At 72.7% G+C, this 23,449-nt stretch carries 16 protein-coding genes; 5 read left to right on the top strand and 11 right to left on the bottom strand.

The genetic code is table 11. The features are described from left to right. Positions 1-185 precede the first annotated feature (185 nt). The gene (locus IE096_RS06940) at positions 186-1,424 is read left to right on the top strand and encodes an ATP-grasp domain-containing protein (protein ID WP_189449730.1); all 1,239 of its coding nucleotides are present in this window, start codon (positions 186-188) and stop codon (positions 1,422-1,424) included. Here the strand turns inward: IE096_RS06940 and IE096_RS06945 are convergent. Next, entirely contained in the window at positions 1,405-2,040 is a 636-nt protein-coding gene (locus IE096_RS06945; RefSeq protein ID WP_229820005.1) for a hypothetical protein, read from the bottom strand. The genes IE096_RS06940 and IE096_RS06945 overlap by 20 nt on opposite strands. A gap of 124 nt (positions 2,041-2,164) precedes the next feature. Here IE096_RS06945 and IE096_RS06950 point away from each other — a divergent pair, with 124 nt between their 5' ends. Continuing rightward, positions 2,165-3,715, top strand: a complete 1,551-nt coding sequence (locus IE096_RS06950) for an FAD-dependent monooxygenase (protein ID WP_229820006.1) — start codon at positions 2,165-2,167, stop codon at positions 3,713-3,715. Here the strand turns inward: IE096_RS06950 and IE096_RS06955 are convergent. The 3 genes from IE096_RS06955 to IE096_RS06965 all read right to left on the bottom strand — a co-directional run bounded on the left by IE096_RS06955 (position 3,697) and on the right by IE096_RS06965 (position 13,550). Further along, positions 3,697-11,316 (bottom strand): LamG-like jellyroll fold domain-containing protein, encoded by a 7,620-nt coding sequence (locus tag IE096_RS06955; RefSeq protein WP_229820007.1) that lies wholly within the window; start codon positions 11,314-11,316, stop codon positions 3,697-3,699. The two genes, IE096_RS06950 and IE096_RS06955, sit on opposite strands and share 19 nt — an antisense overlap. 194 nt (positions 11,317-11,510) lie before the next feature. Then, positions 11,511-12,530: a cation diffusion facilitator family transporter gene (locus tag IE096_RS06960; RefSeq protein WP_229820008.1), complete on the bottom strand. Its 1,020-nt coding sequence runs from the start codon at positions 12,528-12,530 to the stop codon at positions 11,511-11,513. Positions 12,531-12,734: 204 nt separating this feature from the next. Then, complete coding sequence (locus IE096_RS06965; RefSeq protein WP_189449736.1) at positions 12,735-13,550, bottom strand: LysR family transcriptional regulator substrate-binding protein; 816 nt, start codon at positions 13,548-13,550, stop codon at positions 12,735-12,737. A gap of 58 nt (positions 13,551-13,608) precedes the next feature. Here IE096_RS06965 and IE096_RS06970 point away from each other — a divergent pair, with 58 nt between their 5' ends. After that, the gene (locus IE096_RS06970; RefSeq protein WP_189449738.1) at positions 13,609-14,004 is read left to right on the top strand and encodes a DUF5997 family protein; all 396 of its coding nucleotides are present in this window, start codon (positions 13,609-13,611) and stop codon (positions 14,002-14,004) included. 66 nt (positions 14,005-14,070) lie between these two features. Here the strand turns inward: IE096_RS06970 and IE096_RS06975 are convergent, their stop codons facing one another. The 5 genes from IE096_RS06975 to IE096_RS06995 form a co-directional block, all read right to left on the bottom strand. Continuing rightward, positions 14,071-14,610, bottom strand: a complete 540-nt coding sequence (locus IE096_RS06975) for a hypothetical protein (RefSeq protein WP_189449740.1) — start codon at positions 14,608-14,610, stop codon at positions 14,071-14,073. A gap of 139 nt (positions 14,611-14,749) precedes the next feature. Continuing rightward, the gene (locus IE096_RS06980) at positions 14,750-15,610 is read right to left on the bottom strand and encodes a geranyl diphosphate 2-C-methyltransferase (RefSeq protein ID WP_229820009.1); all 861 of its coding nucleotides are present in this window, start codon (positions 15,608-15,610) and stop codon (positions 14,750-14,752) included. Between the two features lie 40 nt (positions 15,611-15,650). Then, positions 15,651-16,874, bottom strand: a complete 1,224-nt coding sequence (locus IE096_RS06985) for a family 2 encapsulin nanocompartment cargo protein terpene cyclase (RefSeq protein ID WP_229820010.1) — start codon at positions 16,872-16,874, stop codon at positions 15,651-15,653. 220 nt (positions 16,875-17,094) lie between these two features. Further along, positions 17,095-17,691: an HdeD family acid-resistance protein gene (locus IE096_RS06990; protein WP_189449742.1), complete on the bottom strand. Its 597-nt coding sequence runs from the start codon at positions 17,689-17,691 to the stop codon at positions 17,095-17,097. Positions 17,692-17,804: 113 nt separating this feature from the next. After that, the gene (locus IE096_RS06995; protein ID WP_189449744.1) at positions 17,805-18,473 is read right to left on the bottom strand and encodes an HNH endonuclease family protein; all 669 of its coding nucleotides are present in this window, start codon (positions 18,471-18,473) and stop codon (positions 17,805-17,807) included. A 103-nt stretch (positions 18,474-18,576) separates the two neighbouring features. Here IE096_RS06995 and IE096_RS07000 point away from each other — a divergent pair, with 103 nt between their 5' ends. Continuing rightward, positions 18,577-19,602: a YdcF family protein gene (locus tag IE096_RS07000; protein WP_189449746.1), complete on the top strand. Its 1,026-nt coding sequence runs from the start codon at positions 18,577-18,579 to the stop codon at positions 19,600-19,602. Here IE096_RS07000 and IE096_RS07005 read toward each other — a convergent pair. Both IE096_RS07005 and IE096_RS07010 read right to left on the bottom strand, forming a co-directional pair. After that, the gene (locus tag IE096_RS07005) at positions 19,592-20,437 is read right to left on the bottom strand and encodes a hypothetical protein (protein WP_189449748.1); all 846 of its coding nucleotides are present in this window, start codon (positions 20,435-20,437) and stop codon (positions 19,592-19,594) included. The genes IE096_RS07000 and IE096_RS07005 overlap by 11 nt on opposite strands. A 111-nt stretch (positions 20,438-20,548) precedes the next feature. Next, positions 20,549-21,928: an erythromycin esterase family protein gene (locus IE096_RS07010; protein ID WP_189449750.1), complete on the bottom strand. Its 1,380-nt coding sequence runs from the start codon at positions 21,926-21,928 to the stop codon at positions 20,549-20,551. Positions 21,929-22,072: 144 nt separating this feature from the next. Between IE096_RS07010 and IE096_RS07015 the strand changes: the two genes are divergently transcribed. Further along, on the top strand, positions 22,073-23,443 hold the full coding sequence (locus tag IE096_RS07015) for an erythromycin esterase family protein (protein WP_189449751.1): 1,371 nt from the start codon (positions 22,073-22,075) through the stop codon (positions 23,441-23,443). The last annotated feature ends 6 nt before the right edge of the window (positions 23,444-23,449 follow it).

A 23,449-nucleotide genomic window follows, 5' to 3' on the forward strand; every position in this document is an offset into this window, starting at 1 on the left:
CGCCGACGTCGTCGCCGAGGACGAACTCAACGCGAACTACATCATCCCCAGCGTCTTCAACGCGAAGGCGACCGAGGCGGTGGCCTCGGCCGTCAAGCAGGCGGCGCTGGCCGCCCGCCAGTAAGCAAAAACCAGTGCGGCGGTGCCCGGGACACGGGCACCGCCGTTCTCGTACGCTCGCCCGCGTGGGCGGGATGCGGGCGACGCGCGTGGTCGTGCTGGGCGAGTTCCGCGCGGACCGGCTGGTGCCCGGGCTGCGGCGGGCCGGTGCCGAGGTGGTCGTCCTGGGATTCGCGGAACTCGACGGCTTCCTGGGGCCCGACGTGGTGTGCGGCGGACTGCCCGCCACCTTGAGCGAGCCGGTGCTGCTGCGGCTGCTCGACCGCCACGACGCGGACGTCGCCGTGCCCAACCCGGGCTGTCCCGGGCAGGAGCAGTTCCTGCCCGTCTACGCCCGCGTCCGCTCCCTGCTGCGCGGTACGGGCCGCCGCCTCCATGGGCACGCGGAGGAGTTCGCGACGCTGGCGAGCGACAAGGTGACCTTGCACCGGACGGCGGAGCGGCGGGGCTGGCCCGTCCCTCGCGGGGTGGTCTGCGCCCGGCCGGAGGCGGTCCGCGCGGCCGCGCGGGAGTTGGGGTTCCCCCTCCTGGTGAAGGAGGCCCGCAGCGAGTTCCACGCGGGGCGGCACCATGTGCGGGACGAGACGCGGCTGGGCCCGGTCTGCGGCGGGATGACGTACCCGGTGCTGGTCCAGCGGGCGGTGACCGGCGAGGAGTTCGCGGTCGAGCTGCTGTCCCTGCCCGGGCGCACGGTCGCCTGGCCGGTGGCCTCCCTCGGGCGACTCGACGGCGACTGCGCCCCGGGCAGACGGGTGCGGGTCGCTCCGGCGGCGCTGCCCGCCCGGGCGCGTACGGAACTGTCCGCGGTGCTCGGTGACATCGTGGCGACGTACGAGCCGTGCGGACCGTGGCAGATGGACCTCGCCGTCGACGACGAGGGCGGGCTCCGGGTGATCGAGCTCAACGGCAGGCTGGGCGGCGTGTCCAACATGAGCCGGGCCGCCACCGGCCTGGACCCGCACGCGGCGTACGCCGGCACCGTGCTCGGCGGTGGACTTCCGCGACACCCGGAGGCCCACCGGGTCGCGCTCGAACTGCCCGTGCGCCCCGGCGCCGTCCTGCCGCCCGCCCCGCCCGGCACCGAGCTGACGCCGTACCCGGGGAACCCCGGCAACCCGGGCCCCGCCCACGGCGGGGTCCAGCGGGCCGTGCTCGGCGTCCCGGCGGGCCTCCCCACGGAGCCGGTGGGTGACTGGTTGCGGGCCCTGCCGCCCGGCGTGCCGCTGAACTCCCCGGACGAGGCGGTCACCCAGCTCATCCGGGGCGTACGGGCTCTGCAGGCGGTCAGGCGAGCAGGTTCGTGATGAGTTTGCGCACCCTGCCCTCCACGACCGGCAGGACGCCGTGGACCAGCTGCGTCCCGTAGACGACGGTGGTTCCCGGCGGCGGGGCGCACGTCCAACGGGTGTGAGGGACCGAATCGAGCTTCACCGGGCCGGTACGGGCGGTGATCTCGTGGACGAAGCGGGTACCGGGCGCGTAGCCCCCGGCGCCGGAGGTGGTGGCATCGCTCCACAGGGCGTCGGCGGAGCAGGTGTCGAGGTGGAACTCGCCGCCGCTGTCGGCGTCCTGGAGGTTGAAGGCGACCCGGGCGATCCGCTGGGGGCGCGCTTCCGGGTCGCCGACGCCGTGGACGTGCGGGCGGATCCTGTCGCCGGGTTTGAGGTCGTGGTAGAGCCATGGGTCGGTGCTCGCGGCGGACGGGAAGACCCGGCGGAGCGCGGGCAGGGCGCGCCGCATGGCCCGGTCCAGGAGCGCCTGGGCCGCCGCCGGCGGGGTCGTCCCCTCGCTGGGGCGTGCCGGGACCCAGCCGGTGGCGGAGAGATGGTCGTCCAGGATCCTGGTGAGCTCGGCGGTCTCCTCGGGGGTGAGGAAGTCCTCGACCGTCTGCACGGCCAGGGTCTCGGTCATATGGATCACGAACGGACTCCTCTCACGGCACCCGCGCGATTCCCCCCACATTGGAGTACAGGGCCGGGCACCTGCCAAGCGCGCCGCCCGGACATCCTTGACGGCCCGTCCGCACGCGCCGAATGGTGGAGGGGTGACGTCCCTGGGCACACACACGGACACCGACGTGCTCGTCGTCGGCGCGGGGCCGACCGGGCTGCTGCTCGCCTGCGAGCTGGCGCTGGCCGGGGTGCGCACCCTGGTCGCCGAGCGGCGCGACGCGCCCCACCGGGAGTCGAGGGCGCTCAATCTGCACCCGCGCGGCATCGAGCTGATGGACATGCGGGGGCTGGCCGGCCGGTTCCTCGCGCGCGGCCGGACCGTGCCCGGCTGGCAGTTCACCGCGACGCTCCCCCACCGGCTCGATTTCACCGCCCTGGACACCCGCCACCCCTACGCGCTGCTGCTGGCCCAGGCCCGTACGGAGGCTCTTCTGGAGGAACGGGCCCGTGAGCTGGGCGTGCGCATCCGCCGCGCGCACCGGGTCGTCGCCCTGGGCCGGTCCTCCTCCGGCGTCGACGCGGAGCTGCGCGGCCCCGGTGGCACGGTCACCGTGCGCGCGGGGTACGTGGTGGGGTGCGACGGCGGGCGGAGCTTCGTCCGGGAGGCGGCGGGCATCGGTTTCCCCGGCACGCGGGAGTCGATGACGGCCGTGGTGGGCGACTTCGCGGTGGCGGATCACGCGCACATCGAGCGGGCGCGGCGGCACGGGGTGCTCGTCGCACGGCTGGAGGAGGGGCTGACGCGGTTCGTCGTCATGGACCCGCTCCGGATCAGGGTGCCCTCCACCGAGCCGGTGACCTTGGCGGAGTTCCGCGCTTCGCTGTCGCGCGTGTGCGGGACGGACTGCGGCATCGGCGAGCCCCGGTGGCTGTCGCGGTTCGGCAACGCCACCCGGCTCGCCGAGTCCTACCGCCGGGGGCGGATCCTGCTGGCGGGCGATGCCGCGCACGTCCACTTCCCCGTCGGGGCCCAGGGGCTGAACACCGGGCTGCAGGACGCGATGAACCTCGGCTGGAAGCTCGCCGCGACCGTCCGCGGTTGGGCGCCGCCGGGCCTGCTGGACACCTACCACCGGGAGCGTCACCCCGTGGGGCGGGCGGTCACCGACGGCACGCGGGCCCAGACGCTGCTGGTGGAGCTGCCGCTGACCGAGGAGTACGGGCGTCCGGCGGCGCTCCTGTGCGAGCTGCTCGACACGCTCCTGGGCATGACGGAGGTCAACCGTCACCTGGCGGGCCGGATCTCCGCCCTCGACACCCGCTACCCGCCCGCCGCCCCGGACGCCGATCCGCTGAGCGGACTCCGCATGCCCGACATCGGCCTCACGACCTCGGCGGCCGGGCGCGCCGTCCGCGTGTACGAGCTGCTGCGCGACGGCCGTTTCGTGCTGCTGCGCCTGGGCCGCGACGGCGGGCCGGGGCCTCCCGCGATCGGTGACCGCGTCCGTGTGGTGACCGCCCGGTCGCACGACGGGCACCGGGATCTGGAGGGGGTGCGGGAGGTTCTCGTCCGGCCCGACGGGCACATCGCCTGGGCCGGACGAGCGGGCGGCCCCCGCGCCCTCGGAGCGGAACGGTCCCGGGCCCTGGCCGCGTGGGCCGGGTCCGGGACCGGGTCAGTGGGTCAGGCCTCCACTCCGTAGTACTGGGCGAGGAAGCCGGTCACGTCCGCCGCGTGCGGGCTCAGCTCGGGCAGGTGCGCGGCGAGAGCGGTGCGCACGGCCTCCGTGAGCTCGGGCAGGCCGGTGGCCGCGCCCTTGACGTACGGGTCGAGGCGGCGGACGAGCTCGTAGTTGCTCTCCACGTCCAGCTGCCGCATGGCCCGCTCCAGCGGCGGTGCCTCCGCCCCGGCCACCGGCGGCAGCAGCCGGCTGACGAACGTGACGCGGTGCATCACCCGCCAGCACGGCGGCTTGCGGTCCGACTGGCGCGCCTGGCGCAGCGCGGCCGCGTTGGGGTCGGTGCCGTTCTCCAGCCAGGTGGGGTCGACGACCTTGTGGAAGAAGGTGTCGAAGTGCTCGGTGTCCTCGCCGAGGTAGAAGCTGAGGAACCGGTAGGCGTCCACCTTGCCGGGCGCGTTGACGGGCTTGCCGTCGGCGTCGAAGACGGGCTTGCGGTTGGCGTCGTACTGCTGGACGTTGCCGGACGGCGAGCAGGTGACGTTCAGCCCGAAGGAGCGGGTGGCCTCCTTGCCGCGGGCCCGGGTGACGGACATGCCGCCGCCGACGGCCGCGTCGAGCTGGGCGTTGATCCCGACGCCCATGATGTCGAAGGACGTGCCGACGGACGCGCCCACCGAGCCGGACAGCGAGTACGAGCCGGAGGTCGTCTCGCTGACGGCGTCCGTGGTCTCGGTGGTCTCGGCGAAGAAGCCGCCGTCGGCCGTCCAGACGTAGGTGTTGACGAGATCGCGCCGGGAGAAGCCGTCGCCGGTGGTGTTCCCGGCGGTGTCCCGGCCCTTGCCCGGCGTGGTGTCGCCGCCGATCGCGCCGCCCAGCACCCGGCCCGCCCGCTCGGCGGTGGGGTCGGGGGCGTGGGTCTCGGTCGACACGGACTCGTAGTAGCCGCGCAGCCGCTGCTGCTCCCGCTGGATGCGGCGCTTGACGGCGTAGGCCTCGCGCGGCTTGTAGTAGCTGTACTCGCCGTGGTCCCGGGCGCCCGCGTAGTCGGGGTCGATGACCTTGCCGCGCTCGTCGTAGCCGACCGTGCCGTCCAGCGTGCCCTGCTTGGTGTAGCGAGGGTTGATGGGGAAGGGGACGACGTTCCAGTCCTTGGGGATGTCCGGGTTGGGCTGGATGCGGTAGGCGACGAGGGCGCCGCTGTGCGCCAGGCGCAGCGCGAAGACGTCGGCGGTCTGGGACTGGACGAGCGCGAAGCCGGTGTTGACGGGGACGTACCGGCGGCCGAGCGTGGCGTTGAGGGGCTTGGTCGGGTCCTCCCAGCTGCCGGACAGGTCGACCTTCATGGCGCGGGAGGTGTTCTCGCCCTGCGAGACGGCGGTCTCGTCGGCCCAGCTGTTGGAGAACTCCAGGCTGCCGCGCACGCCCACCGACACCTTGGCCTTGGCCATGGACTTGGCGACGCCGAAGCCCAGCGGTGCGGCGATCATCCACATGTCGACGTCGACCTCGTTGGAGAGGGCGAAGTTGAACGCGGCGTCGACGCTGCGCTCCTTGGCCGACGACAGCGAGTGGACGACCTGCTCGGCCTGGGTGAACTCCACCGAGGCGACGCCGTCGTAGGTCGCCCGCTCGGGGTCGATCGTGTTGGGCGTGAGGTTCTCCGACGGCACGGGCGGCGCGCCCTCGACATAGCCGACGAGCTGGGGGTCGAACTGCACCTGGCTGACCCACTCGCTGACCAGGTCGCCGACCTTGTAGCCGGTGACCAGGTGCCAGCGGCCGTCGCGCAGGTAGCCGTACGCGCGCTTGAGCACGCCGAACGCCTCGCCCTTGGCGGTGTACTGCATGTCCGCGTACTCGGCGACGGCGGGCGCGCCGGAGACCGTCTCGTGGAAGGGGGTGCGCATCGCGGCCAGGGCCGAGCGGACCTGCGCGGTGTCGCTGGAGACGGGGGCGGTGGACAGGACGGCGGCGGGGCGGCGGGGGGCGGCGGCCAGGGTGAGGTCGTTGCCGCGCAGGCCCTCGTCGCGGACCAGGTTCGCGCTCTCGTCGGTGGAGGCGCGGTCGAAGGACCAGTAGGCGATCAGGTCCTCCTTCTCGCCCTTGAGGCGGGTGAAGAGGTTGTCGAGGACCTGCTCCTGGGTGCGGGCGGTGCGCCAGACGCGCACCTCCTCCAGGATGCCGTGGAAAGGCTGGGTGACCTCGCCGTCCTTGACCCGGGCGCCGAGGGAGAGCTGGGTGTCGCCGTAGTCGGTGAAGTCCTTGGCGTCGAGGGGGTCGCAGGCCACGGAGACGCCGTTGCGGTAGATCCGGAAGGCGCTGCCGCGCGGGTCGGGGTTGCGGGTCCAGCGGGCGCCGCGCAGCCGGGCGGGGTGCGAGCCGGTGGTGTCGGCGGCGGTGTTGCCGGCGTTCTCCTCGAAGCGCCACTGGGCGGTCAGGCCGCGGTCGCGGGCGGAGACGGGGGTGCCGAGCCGCGCGGCGTCACGGGCGAGGCCCCACAGCCGGACCTCGGCGACGACACCGGTGAAGGAGTGGACGTCCAGGCCCGTGCGGGCCCGGCCGATGTCGAGCGTGCCGGTGTTGCCCTTGGCGCCGGGCCCCTCGTAGCGGGCGGAGCCCGCCTCACGGCCGTCGATGAAGAAGCGGATGTCCTGCCACTCCTGGACGTCGACGGACTCCACGAGCTCGACGGTCTGCTTGACGGGCTTGCCGTCGGCGCCCGCCCCGGTGATCTCCTTGCTGCCCTTGCGCTCCTGCGTCGACCGGCCGCTCTTGCGGACGACGGCGAGGCGGTGGAACGTTCCGGCGGCGACGGCCTCGGTGGAGGTGAAGCGCACGAGCTTGCCGTCCGGGTCCTCGAAGCCGAACTCCAGCTTTCCGTCGGGCAGGACGAGCAGCCGGTACGGGACGCTGCCGCCGGAGCCGTCCGCCGTACGGCCCTTGGAGAGCAGGCCCTGTGTCGTACCGAGGGCGGCGACGCGGCAGAAGACCTCGACGGTGAGGTCGTCGGCGATGTCGAGCGCGTCGTTGTCGGGCGCCTCCAGGTACGCGCCGTCGGAGAGCTCGACGGCCCAGGACTGCTCGTAGGCGGCGGCGAGGTGGGTCCACTCGTGGGGGGCGAAGGTGTCGCGGGTGGCCACCAGCCGGTCACCGGCCCCGGCGACGACGCGGTACGTCGTCTCCGCGGTCTGCTCGAGCTCGGCGGTCGTGGTCGCGGTGGTGACGCCGCCGCGCAGCTGAACGTGCCGGTCGTTGCCGGAGCGGTCCAGGACGCCGGGCTTGCCGCCGACCTGGTCGAACGGGTCGCCGGAGGGCCAGTAGCCCATCAGGCCGGGCTCCTTGCCCGTCAGCCGTACGTTCTTGCGGTCCCGGATCTCCGCGGCGGTGCGGGCGGTGCCCCAGAGCCGGACCTCGTCCATCTCCACGGCCGCGTAGTCGGGCACCCAGCCGCCGAAGTGGCTGCCGAAGCTGAAGAGGCCGTCGCCCTGGTAGGTGCCCGTGGCGATGCGCCGGTCCTCGGCGACGCCGTCCCGGTAGATCACCTGCTCCCGGGTGGTCGCGTCGAAGACGCAGGCCCAGTGGTGCCAGCCCGCGTAGTCCTGGCCGTGGGTGGTGGTGAGGTCGTCGCCGTAGAAGGCGAAGGTGAAGGTGCTGGTCTCGCGCCAGCCGATGTGCAGGGCGCCCCTGGTGCTGCCGTGCGAGGTGCCGTGGCCGACGACGTACTGGGCCTTGCCGTCCCACTCCTTGGTGCGCCGGGCCCAGAACTCCACCGTGAAGGACCGGCCCGCGAGGCTGAAGCCCTTCTCGGTCATGGCCACGCCGCTCTTGCCGTCGAAGGCCAGGGCGGGCACCACGGTCGCCGCCGGGGCGAGCAGGCCGAGGGTGTACGGGACGTCACCGGTGCCGGCGTGGACGATCCTGGCCGTACCGGACACCGTCTCGGGGTTGACCCACGCCTCCAGGGTCAGATCGCGGACCACGGCCACGCGGTCCAGTCGCTCCTGCGGCAGGGTGAGGGCGTTCCGCTGCCCGTCGAAGGAGTACGCCCGGCCGGGCTTGTCGGCGCGCCAGCGGCAGCCGTGCCCGGCGACGAGGTCCGAGACCTCGCCGAGCGGGACCTCCCGGGCCGTGCCCGGGTCGGCGAGCACCAGCCGGGAGCCCGCGGAGAGCGGGACGCCGGGGCGGTCGGCGGAGGCGCGGCGGTGGTCGTAGCGCAGCCGCTGGACGGGCTCGCCCGGCTGCGGCTCGGGGCCGCCCTCGCCGGCGTCCAGCCGGAGCGACGTGGCTCCGGGCGCGCAAGCGGTCTCCGTGAGGTAGAGGTGACCGCCGAGGGTGACCGGCGTACCGGCGGGCAGGGCGGCGGAGAGGGGTTCGGCGAGCCGGAGGACACCGCCGACGACGTCGCCGGACTTGCCGCCGGACAGGATTCTGGTGGTCGCGTCGAACGACTTGACCGCGCCGATCGTGACGGGCTCCTCCGGCGTCCCGTTGACGATCGCGGCGAAGTCGGCGGCGTGGCGCGGCAGCCCCCGCCAGGTCTCGCGTTCCTCGCCCCGCTCGATGGTCATGTCGCACAGGCCGGGTCCGTCACCGGCGGTGACGCGGATGGTCACCGAGCCCAGGCCGGTGCCGGAGTCGCGGGCGGTGAAGGTGACTCCCTGGCCGTCGCCGGCCGTCAGCCGACGGGAGGAGCGCAGGACCGTGGTGTCGTAGTAGGTGGCGAAGAACTGCCCGTTGGTGCCGCGGAAGTACAGCACGACGTTGCCGGTGGCGCTGTCCAGCAGGTACGGCCGGTCGGCGGAGCGGGCGAAGGCCAGCAGCGCGCCGGAGGCGCTCAGGCCGGTGCGGTCGAGGGAGAGCTGGGGGACGGGCAGCGCGATGTCGTCGGCGCCCTTGAGGCCGCCGGTGAGGCGGGCGAGCTCGTCGCGCTTGGCCGTGAGCTCGGCCTGGTCGGCCTCGATCTCGCGGCGGCGCCGTTCCAGCAGTTCGCGCTGCGGGCGGAGCTCGGCGAGCTGGGCGTCGAGGGCCTCGACGCGCTTGGCCGCGTCGCGGAAGTCGGAATGCCCGAATTCGTGGAGGGCGACCCGTTCGAAGACGATCAGCCCTTCGCCGGACTCGGTGACCGCGGCGGTGTCGTACTGGACGACGCGGTCGCCGAGCCGGTCGGGGGCGCAGACCGCCTTGTCGCTGTAGCGGTTGACGAGCGTGCTGTAGCCGTCGCTCCGCTCGTCGATATGGAAGTGGGTGTTCCAGGCGGTGACCTTCCGCGGCCACACGATCAGGGGCGCGTCGTTGTCCTTGCTGTCACCGGCGACGTTCATGTCCTTGCCGGTGTGCCGATTGCGCAGGAGGTAGGGGATACGGCCGCTCCACGAGGCCCCGGGGGGATACATGACGTCCCACAGCGCCGACTTCGCGTCCTTGTCCGAGGTCCGGACCAGCGGGGGTTCGCCGCCGGCACCGTCGTCCTTCACAGCCAGGTACTGCGGCTCGCCGTCCCGCGCGTTCTTGAAGCGGATCCGGCACGTCCAGCCGGCGATGTCCTGCCACCTGGCGTAGTACCCCTCGCGCTGGCGCTCCAGCTCCGGCACGTCGGCGGTCTGCCGGGCGAGCTCGGCGACCTCGGTCTCCTTGGCCGTGACGTCCTGGACCAGCTGACGGATCCGGGCGTCCAGCTCGCTGATCGTCTCGACGTCGGAGCTGCCCTCGGGGGCGGCGAGCACCGGCAGCGTCAGCTCGTCGGGCACCTGGGCGAGGCGCCCGTCGCGCCCGACGCCGAAGTCGACCGTGGCGAGATACGCCTCGTCGGTCTCCGCGCCGGTCCTCGGGTCGGGTCCGGCGGTGGCGTAGGACAGCAGGACGCGGGCCTGGCGCTTGGCGGGCTTGGGCTCCTGACCGTAGCCGGTGGTGGTCTCCTCCTGCTGGTGGTACAGGACGGCGGAGAGCCCGGAGACGGTCTTCCGGCCGGCGACGGCGAAGCTGTCGCGGCGCACGCCGGGGTGGTCGCCGATGGGGGCCTCGGAGGTCACCCACTTCGGGCCGCCGACGAGCTCGCCGTGGCGGGCGTGGTCCGTCTGGTCGTGGAGGCGGGTGCCGGAGCCCTCGTCGAAGCGGTAGTAGGCGACGAGCCCGGGGTCGTTGCCGATGAGGCGGACGCTCTTGTCGCGCTTGAGCTCGTCGGCGGTGCGGGCGCGCTCCCAGATCCGGACCTCGTCCAGCTCGGCGCGGGCGCCCTGGGCGAGGGCGCGGCCCAGCAGCAGGGCGCCGGTGCCGGTGTAGCCGCCGTCCATCGTGCGGCTGCCGGCCGGCTCGCCGTCGCGGTAGACGGTCTGCCGGAGCGCGGTGTGCTCGTAGACGCAGGCGTAGTGGTGCCAGGCGGTGTCCTCGGTCCGTACGTCGGTGTTGAGGTCCTCGGCGTAGAAGGCGAAGGTGAACCGGTTGTCCTCGCGGAAGCCGATGTGGAGGGAGTTCCGCAGGCTGCCGGCCTCGTCGCCGTGGCCGAGGAGGAACTCCTGGCGGCCGTGGGCGGTGCGGCGTGCCCAGAACTCGACGGTGAAGTCGCGCCCGGCGAGCTCGGGTCCCTGCGGGACTCGCACGTGGGCGTCGCCCTCGCCAAAGGCCAGCGCTGTCTCGGCGTGGCCCTCGGTGCTGACGACGGGTATGAGCGGCAGGCCGGTGAACGGGCAGGTGCCGGGGCCCGGTTCGTAGACGGCGTCGCGGTGGGCGGGGTCGGGGCTGGTCCAGGCCTGGGTGCCCTGGAGGTTGAACAGCCCGTCCTTGCCCTGCTCGACGTTGAAGGAGTCGACGCGGCCCGTGGCGTCGTTGTGCGCGAAGATCTGCCAGCGCTGCTGTCCGTGGACGGCGGTGGGGACGAGCAGGGCGGCGAAGCGCCCGCCGGAGAGGTGGCGGACGAACGACAGTTCCTGCGTGGGCTCGTGGAAGGGGCGGCCCTCCATGTCGGTCGTGCCCAGGCTGTCCTTGGCGGAGTCGGGGCGGGTCCGGTGGCGGCTGCGGCGGTAGCGGGCCTCCAGGACGGGCTTGAGCTCGCCGCCGACGAGTAAGAACCGGTCGCACAGGAGGGTGTCGGCGACGAGGGGCACCTTGGCCCCGGCGGCGTCCTTGACGTAGTCGGTGCGGTCCGGGTCGCCGGAGGAGGCCCCGCCGGTCAGCTTGTGGACGGCGTCGGGGTGGTCGGCGGCGACGGACTGGCGCAGGACGACAATATGGGTGCCGTCGGACAGGGCGTGGAAGGGGGCGGGGGCGGTGAGCCGGGCGGTCGTGGACAGGAAGGGGTCGGTCTCCTCGGCGTCCAGCCGCTCGCCGGGCGCCGCCTCCACTCTGCCGCCGTTCTTGACGACGGGCAGCGCGGTGGTGCCGACGGCGGCGAAGCCCACGTCCGTGATCTCGGAGGGGAAGCGGAGCGGGAGGGGGTTCTCCGACCAGTAGGCGGCGTCGAGCTCGCCCTTGGCCTCGTCGTGGCGGGCCAGGTCCAGGACGGTGTAGACGATGCGCCGCCGGTCGTCCATGGCCAGGGCGACGGTGGTGCCCTGGTGGCGAACGGTGGTGGTGTGGAGGTAGGAACGGTCGCTGTAGACCTTCAGCAGGTGCTGTTCGCCGGACAAGAACTCTCCTCGGGACGGCGTGCGGTCGCGCGCGCCGGAAGTCGTGGGACAAGGGGCCGAGCGGCCCCTTGCGGCCTGCGCCCGCTCCCCCGGGCGTGCGCGGCCGTCACACGATTGACCAGCGGGAATTCCCCGTCAAGGGAGTCATCGCGCCACGGTGTCCGGAAAGGGCGTCCGAGTTCGTTCCGGTCGGCTCAGTGGTCGTGGGGCCCGGACCGGTGGACGGGTCCGTGGGTGTCCTCGGCGTGGCCCCGGTGGCCCGTGGGGGCGGCGATCTGGAGGAGGGCCTCCTCGTCCTGGTCCTCGCCGAGGTGGTCGACCTGGAGGGTGGCGTGGGTGATGCCGTAGTCCTCGCGCAGCCGGTGCTGGAGGCGGCGGCGCACGGTGTGGCAGTCGCCGCCGGGGGTGACCAGGACGTGGGCCGACAGGGCGGGCTGGCCGGAGGTGATCTGCCAGATGTGGAGGTCGTGGATCTCGACGACCTGGTCGGCGGCGGCCATCCGGTCGCCGACCGCGTCGGGGTCGATGCCGGCCGGGGCGGCCTCCAGGAAGATCCGGCCCGAGGCGCTGATCAGGCCGAAGCCGGCCTTGAGCATGAGGACGACGACGGCGAGGGTGGCGATGGCGTCGGCGCGGGCGAAGCCGGTGAGCATGACGACGAGCCCGGCGACCGCGGTGCCGATGAAGGCGTAGAGGTCGTTGAGGATGTGCTGGAAGGCGCCCTCGACGTTCAGCGAGGTGCGGTTGGCCTTGGAGATGCACCACGCGGCCACGATGTTGACGGCGATGCCGACGAGCGCGGTGACGAAGACCAGCTGTCCCTCGACGTCGGGCGGGCTGATCAGCCGGCGCACGGCCTCGTAGCCGAGCCAGGCGCCGAGGAGGACGAGCGTGAGGCCGTTGGCCTGGGCGGAGAGTATCTCGGCGCGCTTGAGGCCGTAGGTGTATCCGCCACGGGCGGGCCGGGCCGCCAGGCGCATCGCGATGAGCGCCAGCACGATCGAGGCGGCGTCGGTGAGCATGTGGGCCGCGTCGGAGATCAGCGCCAGGGAGCGGGCGAGGATGCCGACGGTGACCTCGGCGGCCATGAACACGGTGATCAGCGTCAGGGCGATGGTCAGCCACCGGCGGTCGGCGTCGGCGGCGACGCCGTGGCTGTGCCCCCCGTGGTCGTGGCTGTGGGCGTGTTCATGGGTGTGGGTGTGGCCGGGCACGGTGCCTCCTGGCTGCCTCGTCGGGGGCTTCGCCAGCGAGTGAACAACATGATTCACGGGGTGCGCAAAGGCTGCAACGGCATCGGTTTCCAGTAGCGTTAACACCGCTCTGACCTGCGATTTTATCCCGGAGGGGCGGGGCTTCGCATGCAGCTGGTAATCGATTTCAGAACCATGGAGCAAACACCGTGCCCGGCCTCGCCGCTACCCCCGGCGGCCGGGCTTGCCGGGCTTGCCGCGCTTGGAGGTGTGGGAGCCGCCGCGGGTGCCCTTGGCGCCCGCGCCGCTCCGGCCCGCCGTCCTGCCGGTGGCCGTCCTGCCGGTCGCCGGCTTCCGGCGGGCGGCGCCCTGCTCCGGGCGCTTGTCCTTGCGCTGGTCCTTCGGCTGCTCCCCCGCCTCCGGGCGGCGGCCCCGGGAGCTGTTCACGGTGCGGCCCCGGACGATGCCGATGAAGTCCTCCACCATGTCGGTGGTCCGCTCCTCGGGCCACGACAGCGCGACGCTCGACTGCGGGGCGTCGGTGACCGTCCGGTACGTGAGGTCCTTGCGGTGGTGGAGACGGGCGAGCGACTGCGGGACGAGGAGGACGCCCACGTTCGCCGCGACCAGCTCGATGGCGTCGCCCGTCGTCGCGGGGCGCTCGATCGCGGGCCGGCCCGGCAGCCCCTCCTGCCAGTCGAGGGTGTCGTCGAGGGGGTGGAAGACGACCTCGTCGGCCAGATCCGCCAGCGTGACCTCCTCGAACGCCGCGGCGAGGTGATCCTTCGGGATCACCACCACCGTGGTCTCGGTGTAGAGGGGGATGGCGCTGAAGTACGTACGGTCGACGGGCAGCCGGACGAGCCCCGCGTCGGCGTCACCGGCGCGCAGCACGTCCGGTGCCTCACCGGCGGGCGTCGCCACGAGCTCGAGCGGGGTGTCCGGCAGTCGCTCGTTCCAGATCCGCACCCATTTGGCGGGGGTCGCGCCCGGTACGTAGGCGAGCCGGAACGGGGGAGAAGGTACTTCCGAGCCTGTCACCTGGCCAGGTTACCGGGCGTGGTCGGAAGGGGCGCACACGCTCGATATCCTTGACGGCATGACGTCGCACCAGAGCACCCAGACCATGAAGCCCGCCACCGCGGCGAAGAAGCTGGGTGTGTACCTCGAAGCCACCCCCGCCGAGTTCCAGGAGGGTGTCGTCACGCGCGACGAGCTCAACGCTCTTCAGGCGGACCCGCCGGAGTGGCTGCGCGAGCTGCGCAGCAACGGTCCCCACCCGCGTCCGGTGGTCGCGGCGAAGCTCGGTGTCTCGATCTCGGGCCTGGCCCGCGGCGGGGTCACCGAGGCGCTCACCACGGAGCAGATCGAGGCGCTGAAGCAGGAGTCCCCGGAGTGGCTCCAGAAGGAGCGCGCCACCCAGGCGGAGGTCCGCAAGGAAACCGTCCGCATCAAGGAGAAGAACAAGCAGAAGCAGGAGCAGCAGGGCCGCTGACGCCCCTGGTCCCTGCCTTTCGGAGGGCGCCCGGCCGTTTCGCGCGGCCGGGCGCCCTCCGCGCGTTCACAGCCAGCTGACGCGGGCGCTGGTCAGGTTCTCCCCGGCCGGTGGGCGGGCCAGCTCTCCCTTGGCCACACCGTCGAGGAGCTTGCGCACGGCCGCCATGATGTCGGGCGTCGCGTTCCGGAGCTCCGCCGCGTCGTGCGGCCCCGCTTCGTCCTTCTCCACTCCGGCCTCCGCGAGCAGGGCGTCCAGGTCCGCCAGTCTCCCGGCCACCCACTCCAGGGGCGCCGCCGAGAGTTTTTCGTCGAAGACCCGCGCTCCCGGGTTCCAGCCGTCGAACCTCGGGTGGTGGTGGGCGCGGTCCAGGCTTCCGGCCGGGCCGGCCACCGACTCCAGCAGGTCGGCCCGCCAGAGGGGGCGGTCGACGACGATGGGCCGCGCGGCGTAGATCGTCCCCGTCAGGGGGCCTCGCCGGAGCAGCCGGACCTCCAGGCGCACGCCGTGCTCGGCGCCTTCCTGGCCCGGGGTCGGACGGGGGTCGATGAAGTAGAGGTCACTGGCCACGACGCCGATCCGCTCGAATCCAAAGGCGTAGAGCACGAATCCTCCTCCGGCTGTTCCTGGCGACCTTGCGGTGGCGGTGCTCCGGTCAGCGTGCCACGGCGCGGGCGGCGGGGCCATGGCGCGGGAGGTGTCCCCGGCGGCGGGCCGCCGGGGACGGGAAGGGGGGCGGCCGGGGTCAGACGCGGTCGGCGGCGATCAGCAGGTACTGGAAGCTGCCGTCCTTGTACGCGGTCAGGAACGCCTTCTCGATGCCCGTGGCCAGCGGCGACTGGGCGCGCAGCTCCCAGTACGGGATGGTGGCCTCGGTGAGGTCCACGACGGCGGCGGGGACGAGCCGGTTGGCGGCCATCTCCTTGAAGTAGCTGCTGCGCGGGTGGATGTCGCAGATGTAGTGGGCGTTGATCTCGCTGACGGCCCGGGACGGCAGTCCGTAGGTGTCGTTGTAGCAGCCGGTGATGGTCACGTACCGGCCGCCGTGCCGGAGCATCCGCGCGTACTCCGGGAACAGCTGGGAGAGGTCGACGTACATGGTGCTCTCGTTGTTCCAGATGGCTCGGAAGCGGCCGCTCTCGAAACCGGTGTCCAGCATGTTCTTCAGGTGGAAGCGCACCTTGTCGGACACGCCGTGCTTCTCGGCCTGCTCGTTGGCGAACGCGACCTGGGTCTCGGAGATGGAGACGCCGTCGACGTGGCAGCCGAAGCGGCGGTTGGCGACGAGGCTGCCGCCGCCGCGGCCCGACCCGGAGTCCATCAGGCGGTCGTCGGGAGTGACGGTGCCGAGGTGGTTGAGCAGCACCTCCGCCTGGGCGCACTCCAGGCGGTGGAGCTCGGCGATGATCCGCTCGTCGCGGGTCTCCTCGGGGCCCTCCAGGACGGACCAGTCGACGTCGCCGATGCCGTAGTGGTGGTGGTAGATGCCGTCCACCTCGCCGAGCCGGAGATTGACGGGGTTCTTCTCCCGGTTCCAGTAGTCGGCGACGGACCGCTGGTAGGCGCTGGCGAGAACCGAGGCGGGGCTGATCTCCTGAATGGTCACCGTGTCTTCTCTTTCCGCTTGCTGATGAACTGCTGGGGATTCACTGGGTCGATGCGCCGTGGTACCGGGGGCTGGTCGCGTGCCACTCCTTGCTCCCGCCCATCCAGGCCCACAGCCCCGCGAGGTAGCGCCGGAGCTCCGGGGAGCCCGCCGCGCTGAGGACGGCGCACTCGGCTTCGACCGTGTGCATCAGCTCGTCGTGGATGCAGGCGGCGCGGTTGACGGCCTCCTGGAGCGAGCAGTTGTCCTCGGCGGCGATGAGGTTGGGCAGATTGGTGTCGGTGGGGTCTTCCTTGGCCATCGAGTACAGGTCGTTGAGCAGCACGTTGGCCGTGCCGGCGTACAGGTACGTGCGGCGTACGCGCGCGTCGGCGAACTCGGCGGCGGGGAGCTCGTAGCCGCCGACGGGGTCGATGAGGACCATGCAGGGGTAGAAGGCGTTCTCGTAGCGGTGCAGCAGGTACTCCCACACGGCGGGCCGCCGCTCGGAGCCGCGCCACTCCCCCTCCTGGTTGTAGCCCACGAACATCACGGCCAGTTCGTGGCGCAGCCGGGCCACCTGGGTGGGGGTGGCGATGCGTGCCAGGTGGTCGAGGCAGGAGCGGAAGGCGCGCAGGACGGGTTCCTGGCGCACGACGTTCTCGAACTGGGCCAGGTAGCGGGCCGGGAGGCGGACGGGGTCGACGACGGCGTGGGCGAGGGCCAGGCGGGATCCGATCAACTCGGGTGAGGTGTCCTCCCCTTCGTCGACCCAGTGGTCGTCCACGGCCCATTCGGCGAGTCCGCAGCGGGCGGCGGTCAGAATGCGGTCGGGGTCGTCGGTATCGGGGTGGGCGAGCATGAACAGCCGCCCGAAGTTGTGGGACCGCAGCCGCTCCAAGCGGCCCCGGAAGATGCCGACTTCCTCGGCCCATTCGACGAGCCGGTTGTTCACCTCCTCGCCGAGGGCCGGGTCGTCGCGCTCGGCGTCGGGGCAGTAGAGCGGCGGTACGCGCACGGAGGAGCCCGAGGAGGGCCCGGGGTCGTGGGAGGACCCGTCCGCCGGTTGTTCGAGGGCCGGCCCGGGGGCGGGCGCAGCGGGCGGCGTGAGGTCCGCGCGGAACAGACGGGCGGCCGACGTGCCGAGCCCCGTCGGCCCGGCGAGCAGGCCACGCAGCGCGTCCACGACGGCCGGTGCCGCCTCGGCGGTGTCCGCCGGGTCGTCGGGGCGGGGGGCGGTCGGCGCGCCCGCTCCGAGCGGAGCGGTGCCGTTGAGCCGGTTCATCCGGGGTCCCTTCGCTGCGCGTGCGGGCAGCGGCCACCGTGCCACCGCCCCGACCAGGCCACGCAGCAGACTGGCGGACCCGAGGGCGTCCGCGCAGCATCGGCGACGTACGTTCATCCGTACGTAGCTGAGTATGTTTATAGGGTCGAAGTGTGGTGCAGATACGGCGGAAGGGCCCGCGCCTACGACAGGCGCGGGCCCGTTCCGGGCCGAGCGGGGCTCAGCCGGTCGCCTTCTTGAGGAGGCCGCGCAGCCGGACGGCGTGGAAGACCTCGAACACGCCCATGACGACGAGGAACACCCCGGTCACCACGGTGAGCACCTCGATCGACCGGAAGGGCAGGTCGATCATCACGATGCCGGCCAGGACGTTGAGGAAGCCGACGAACACCTGCCAGCCGCGGGCGGGCATGCCCTTGGTCGACAGCGCCACGCCCGCCAGCATCACTCCGCGCAGCAGCCAGCCGAAACCGATCCACAGGGCGAGCAGCAGGATCGACCGGGCGGGCTCACGGAAGCACAGCAGCCCCAGCAGTACGCACAGGGCGCCGCTGACGAAGCCCAGCACCCGCAGGGTGCCGGGGACGTACACGCTGAAGGCGCCGGCGAGCTGGAAGGCGCCGATCACCAGCAGGTAGAGGCCGAAGAGGACCCCGACGACCAGCAGTGACGCCTCGGGCCAGGCCAGCACGATGGCGCCCAGGGCCACCGAGGCGATGCCGGCGCCCAGGAGCGTCTGCCAGCCCGCGTGCGCCAGTCGGCTGAGGTCGTCGCCGAGCCCATGGGGCCCTTGGGAATCGTTGAGGGAGAAAGTCATGGCACGCGCTCCCCACGTGATCGCCCCCTCACCCCTTCGTCCACGTTTGCACAGATGGCGCACGCCGACAACACGACGGGGAGGAGCCGGAGCGCGCCGCGTCAGTCGCGGGTTCAGTCGCAGGTGTCGAGCATCCCGATCAGCTTGTCTTTCTCGGGCTGGGTGACGCTCAGCCCGTACAGGCTCTTGACGTGCCCCCAGGCCCGGCCATACGTGCACCAGAAGTCCTGGTTGGGCGGCACCCACTGGTCCGGCGACTGGTCGCCCTTGGAACGGTTGGATGAGGCGGAGACGGCGTACAGCTGCGAGTTGCCCAGATCGTTGGCAAACGCCTTGCGTTTGTCGGTGGTCCAGGTGTCCGCGCCGCTGCGCCACGCGTTGGCCAGCGGCACCATGTGGTCGATGTCCACCTTGGACGCCGAGTCGAGGGTCTTGTCGTCGTACGCGCTGTACCAGCTGCCCGCGACGGCCCGGCACATCGAGTCCTGGGTGACGCCCGAGCCGTCCCGCGACAGGACCACCTCGCGGGTGTCGCACTCCCCGTACTGCTTGATCCAGTGCGGGAACTTCGCCCGGGAGTAGCCAGACATCGAGTGCGGCGCTTCCACCTTGAGCCCGTCCAGCTCGGTGCGGACCGCGTCCGCCGCCGGAGGCTCCGGCGGTACGCGGTGGGAGGCCGTGGAGGGGGCGGAGATCGCCGGCGCGGCGACGGGCGGGGCCATGACGGCGGCCAGGCCCAGGACAGCGGCGGCGGCACGCCGCCAGGCGCGAGTAGTGATCATGCGCAAACACTTAGTGGCCGCCCCGCGCCCGCCCGGCCCATTCGCCCGTCCGAGGGCGCGCTGGCATGTTCAGACACATCGTCACACCGCGTACGATGCCGTCGTGATCGCGTATGCCCCCGCAGCCCTGTTCCTCCTCCTCTTCGGCATCGGTGTGTTGCGCGACCGACGGCGTTTCAGCAACGCGGTCCATTTCGGGCTCACCTGTATATGCCTGTTGTTCGGCCTGTTGTTCAGTCTGCTGCGCGCGGCCGCGGCGGGCGGCGAGCGCGGTATGCACGCCCTGGAGTGGATCGCGGCCGGGCTCCTCCTGATCCCCTTGCTCGGCGCGTTCGTCCTGCCGGCGCTGCTGCTGGCCAACGGCGTGAAGATGATCCGCAAGGAGGGACGGCGCCCGGCCAACCTGCTCTCCTTCCTCGCCGGTCTCGGCATCTTCTGCCTCATCGGCCTGACGATCGCGTCCGCCGCCACCCGTTCCCGGAACCTGACGATCGCCACGGGCACCACCGTGATGATCGCCGCCTATGTGTCGTTCCTCTTCTTCTGCTTCATCGGATACGCCTTCCTGTACGGCTGGATGCGGCCGCGCCGGAACGTCGACTTCGTGGTGGTGCTCGGCTCCGGGCTCGTCGGCGGGACGAAGGTGCCGCCCCTGCTCGCCAGCCGGCTGGAGCGCGGGCGCGAGCTGTACGAGCGGCAGGCGGCGCGCGGCAAGCCGCCCGTCCTCATCACCTCGGGCGGCCGGGGCCCGGACGAAAAGCTCCCGGAATCCCACGCGATGGCCGACTACCTCACCGAACGCGGCTTCCCCGCCGAGCACCTCCGACGCGAGGACAAGTCCCGCACCACCGAGGAGAACCTCCGCTACAGCGAGGCGATCATGTCGGAGGCGAAGCCCGGCTACCGCTGTGTGATCGTCACCAATAACTTCCACGCCTTCCGGGCCGCGCTCATGGCCCGCAAGACCGGCGTCAACGGCCAGGTCGTCGGCTCCCCGACGGCCGCGTACTTCTGGCCGAGCGCGACGATCCGCGAGTTCGTCGCCGTCTTCCTCAACCACAAGCTCGTCAACTTCACCATCTGCGGCCTGCTCGCTCTCTCCGGCGTGGCGGCCGTGTTCATCCACTGAGCGGTGGGTCCCAGTCCTGAGGGGGCCGGGCCTCGTGGAGGACGGCGTGGTAGTACCCCTCCGCCTCGCGCCCGGCGGGGTCCAGACCGGCCGCCGCCAGGCTCTCCAGGGTGCGCCGCCGCTCGTCCGGGTCGGTGAAGCGGCGCTGCCGGTGCGTGGCCCCGGACGACCGTGTGACCAGCCCGTACCGCCCCAGCACCGCCGCGACGGGCCGGAAGTCGACGGGCCGCACCACGAACGCCGCCACCCAGGCCCGTCCGCCGGACGGGGCGAGGACGGTGTCGAAGGTGCGCGGCCCGATGTAGCTCAGCCCACCCGTGACGGTGATCAGGCCCGCCGGGGCGAGCGCCTCGGTCAGGGCGGCGCCCGCCGGTACGGTCTCCAGGTTCGCGGCGAAGGCGGTGTCCAGCAGGCCGACGGCCGCCGCGTAGCCGACGGCCCGGGGCGAGGCGTCGACGCCCACGACGGGGACGGCGTCGGCGCGGCGGCGGGCGGCGTAGAACTCCTTGTCGGCGGCGATGAGTTCGTCCAGGGACAGCTCCGCCGTCCGCGGGCTCGTGTAGTGCTCGTAGAGGTCCCGCAGCGTGAGCTCGTGGTTGACGAGTGCGGCGTTGATGCCGTACGAGCAGCACAGGTCCACCATGGTGACCGGTCCGCCGGGGTGGGCGCGGGCCCGGTCGGCGAGGAGGGCCCGGAAGACGGGCTGGGCGTGGTGGGGGATCTGGTACCGCAGGGGCGCCAGCCGGGTGAAGTACGCGCGGGGGTCGGGCCGGTCGTAGATGTCGTCGAAGCTGCTCTTGCCCCAGTGGTCCGCCCTGTCGGCGTCTGTCCCCATTCCCCGGCCCTTCTTCCGATCGGCTTCCGGTCCGCGTCATCCCTTCCCCGGGCCCGCGTGGCACGGAACACGCCGGGGTGCGAATCCGGCCGTCCGGGTCAAGCCGGGGGTTCAGCCGTCCTCACCCGGAAGGCGGTCGGAGGCGCGCACCCGGTGGAGGTGGACCAGGACGTCGTAGCTGCGGCCCAGGGCCACCGGGTGGCCCGGCAGGGGATGGGCCGTGCCGATGCCGTAGGTGGGCCGGGCCCGGCCGAGCCAGTCGCGGGCGGGGGCCGGTGCGGTGCGCAGGTCCAGGAAGTAGTCGCGCTCGCGCACGCGGTCGAGGGTGTGCTCGTTGCTGCCGGGGGCGGCGGGCCCCACGGTGAACTCCTTGACGTTCTTCCCCAGCGGCAGGTCGTCCGGCCCGGTCGCGTTGAACGAGCCCTGGTCGAAGGAGAGCCCGACGGCGACGTAGCGCGCTCCGAGCCGGTCGTGGAGGAAGGCGCCCTGTGACTTCGGGTAGTTCTCGGGATCGGCGCTCGCGTAGCCGACGTGCCCGTTGTGGGCGGAGAGCAGGACCTTGTCGCCGGTGTTCCGCTGCCACCAGGCGGTGTTGTCGGCCATGACCTCGTCACGGAAGCGCATGGCCGCCGCGACGTCCTCCTGCTTGCCGAAGTCGAAGGCGTACTGCTCGGCGGTCTGCCGGAGCGTCAGCGCGTTCTGGACGGCCCACCGGTACGCCTCGCCCGCCGCGCGGCCCGGGCCCGGCCGCTGCTTGCGCAGCAGGTCCAGGGCCCGCCGGGCGCGGGCGGCCTTGTCCTGCCGTTCGGCGAGCGGCCGCTCCAGGTAGGCGCGCATGTACGGGCCGGCGGCCGTCGTGGGGCGCAGGTCGCGGTAGAGGCCCGTGAGCTCGGACAGCAGGGAGGGGTGGGCGGTGCGGACGTAGTCGAGGACCCGGTCGTAGAGCTCCGGGCCGGCGTAGGCGATGTCGTTGCCCATGAACCGGACGGGGTCGCCGGGGTGGGCGACGTTCCAGGAGCGCATCCACTGGACGAGGGAGAGGTATTCGCGGGTGTTCCAGGAGAGGTAGGCGTCCTGGAAGTCCTCGCGCAGTACGCGCTCGGGGTCGCCCTTTCCGCGCAGGACGTAGTCGTTGAGCCTCAGTCCGGTGCTCCAGGGGGCCTCCAGGGCGTAGGCGCGGAAGCCCCGGTCGCGCACCAGGTGGCGGAAGACGCGCTGTTTGAGGGCGAAGAACTCATGGGAGCCGTGCGTGGCCTCGCCCATTCCCACGACGCTCGCGTCGCCCACCATGCGGTCCAGGGGCCGCAGGTCGTCCGAGGGGCCGGACGGCTCGGTGGACCGCAGCGGGTGGGCGACGCTCTCGACGGCCCGGACGACGCGGTCGTCCTCATGTGCGGTGGCCGCGAGGGCCGGGGTGGTGGCCGCGGACGCGCCGAGGCAGAGGAAGAGGGTCAGGAAGACGGTGGCCGGGCGTCGTTGGGTGCGCTTCATGCTCTTCAGCCTGGTCGCCGGGCGGGCAGGGGACCATCCGGCGCGTCCCCGTGTGATGGGTGGGGCTGGCCCCACCCCTTCCCCGGCGGCCGGCGGTATCAACTGCCTCAACTGCCTCAGAAGGCAACCTGTATAACAGCGTGTATGAGACACATGACCATACGTCGTGGCGCGTCCCTGGCCCTCGCCGCCGCCGCGTTGCTCGGCCCGGCCACCGCCGCCACCGCCGCCGGGCGGCCGCAGGCCGCACCGTCCCCCACCGCCGCCGCGACCGCCGCGCCGGACCGCGCGGTGGTGGCCGGGCTCGACCGGTACGCCCACCGGCTGCGCGGGGCCCGGCCGGGCGGGTCCGGCGCGGACCTGGAGGCGTTCGGGAAGGCGACGCGGGGCGCCTCCATCGTCGGGATCGGCGAGGTCTCGCACGGCTCGGGTGACGTCTTCGCCCTCAAGGACCGGCTGCTGCGGCACCTGGTGACGCGTGAGGGGTTCTCCGCCTTCGCCATGGAGATCAACTGGTCGGCCGCCGCCCGCATCGACGCCTACGTCCGCACCGGCGAGGGCGACCTGCGGCAGATCATGGGCGAGGAGTTCCAGGACGCCTACGGCCTGGACGACACCGAGGAGTACCTGCGGCTGTTCGCCTGGGTGCGCGAGCACAACCGCACCAGCGCCCACCCGGTCCGGATCGTCGGCGTCGACTTCTCCGACGTCGACCCGGAGCAGTACGACCGCCTCTTCGCCTGGGCCGGGCGGAACACGCCCGCGCTCGTCCCCGAGCTGCGCGAGCGGTACGCGGCGCTCCGCGCGCTGCGCGGCGGGGTCGCCGAGCGGCTGGCCGCGTACGGCGCCCTCCCGCTCGCCGAGCGCAAGAAGATGGCCGAGGACGCCGACGCCGCGTACCGGCTGCTGGAGGGGGCCGCCAGGCGGGATCCCCGGGTGCTCCAGGACGCCCGGGTCATCTCGCAGATGGCCACCTCCAACGCCTTCGACAGCGACGACCCGGCCCAGGCCCTCGCCGCCAACCGGTACCGTGACCGGACCATGGCCGAGAACGCCGTCTGGTGGCAGCGGAACACCGGCGGCCGGATCCTCCTGTCGGCACACGACGGGCACATCACCTACGAGACGGCCCTCCCCCACGTCTACCCCGTCACGATGGGCGCGGACCTGCGCGAGCTCGTCGGCAAGGAGTACCTCGCCGTCGGCACGTCCGCGTACGCCGGCGCCTACCGGGCCCGCACGGCGACGGGTGTGGGGACGTTCCCCTTCGCCGCCGCGCCGGGCAGCAACGAGTACGTCCTCGACCAGGTGCGCCACCGCGACTTCTACGTCGACCTGCGCGAGGCGCGCCGCGACCCGGCGCTGACGGGCTGGCTGGACACGGCCCGCCCGACGTTCATGATCCCCGGCCGGTACCCGTACCAGACGGCGTGGCCGCTCGCGCTGGGCCGCGGCTACGACGTCGTCTTCCACCTGCACGAGGTGGGTGCGTCCGTCCCCCTCGCGCGGCCGTAGCCCGGG

The sequence above is a fragment of the Streptomyces abikoensis genome, assembly GCF_014648775.1.
GTDB lineage: Bacteria > Actinomycetota > Actinomycetes > Streptomycetales > Streptomycetaceae > Streptomyces > Streptomyces abikoensis.

What these genes read in the sequence shown, in the direction of transcription:
- IE096_RS06970 (WP_189449738.1), top strand. Translation starts at nt 13,609, where the DNA reads ATGACGTCGCACCAGAGCACCCAGACCATGAAGCCCGCCACCGCGGCG.
- IE096_RS06985 (WP_229820010.1), bottom strand. Translation starts at nt 16,874, where the DNA reads ATGAACCGGCTCAACGGCACCGCTCCGCTCGGAGCGGGCGCGCCGACC.
- IE096_RS06990 (WP_189449742.1), bottom strand. Translation starts at nt 17,691, where the DNA reads ATGACTTTCTCCCTCAACGATTCCCAAGGGCCCCATGGGCTCGGCGAC.
- IE096_RS06995 (WP_189449744.1), bottom strand. Translation starts at nt 18,473, where the DNA reads ATGATCACTACTCGCGCCTGGCGGCGTGCCGCCGCCGCTGTCCTGGGC.
- IE096_RS07005 (WP_189449748.1), bottom strand. Translation starts at nt 20,437, where the DNA reads ATGGGGACAGACGCCGACAGGGCGGACCACTGGGGCAAGAGCAGCTTC.
- IE096_RS07010 (WP_189449750.1), bottom strand. Translation starts at nt 21,928, where the DNA reads ATGAAGCGCACCCAACGACGCCCGGCCACCGTCTTCCTGACCCTCTTC.
- IE096_RS07015 (WP_189449751.1), top strand. Translation starts at nt 22,073, where the DNA reads ATGAGACACATGACCATACGTCGTGGCGCGTCCCTGGCCCTCGCCGCC.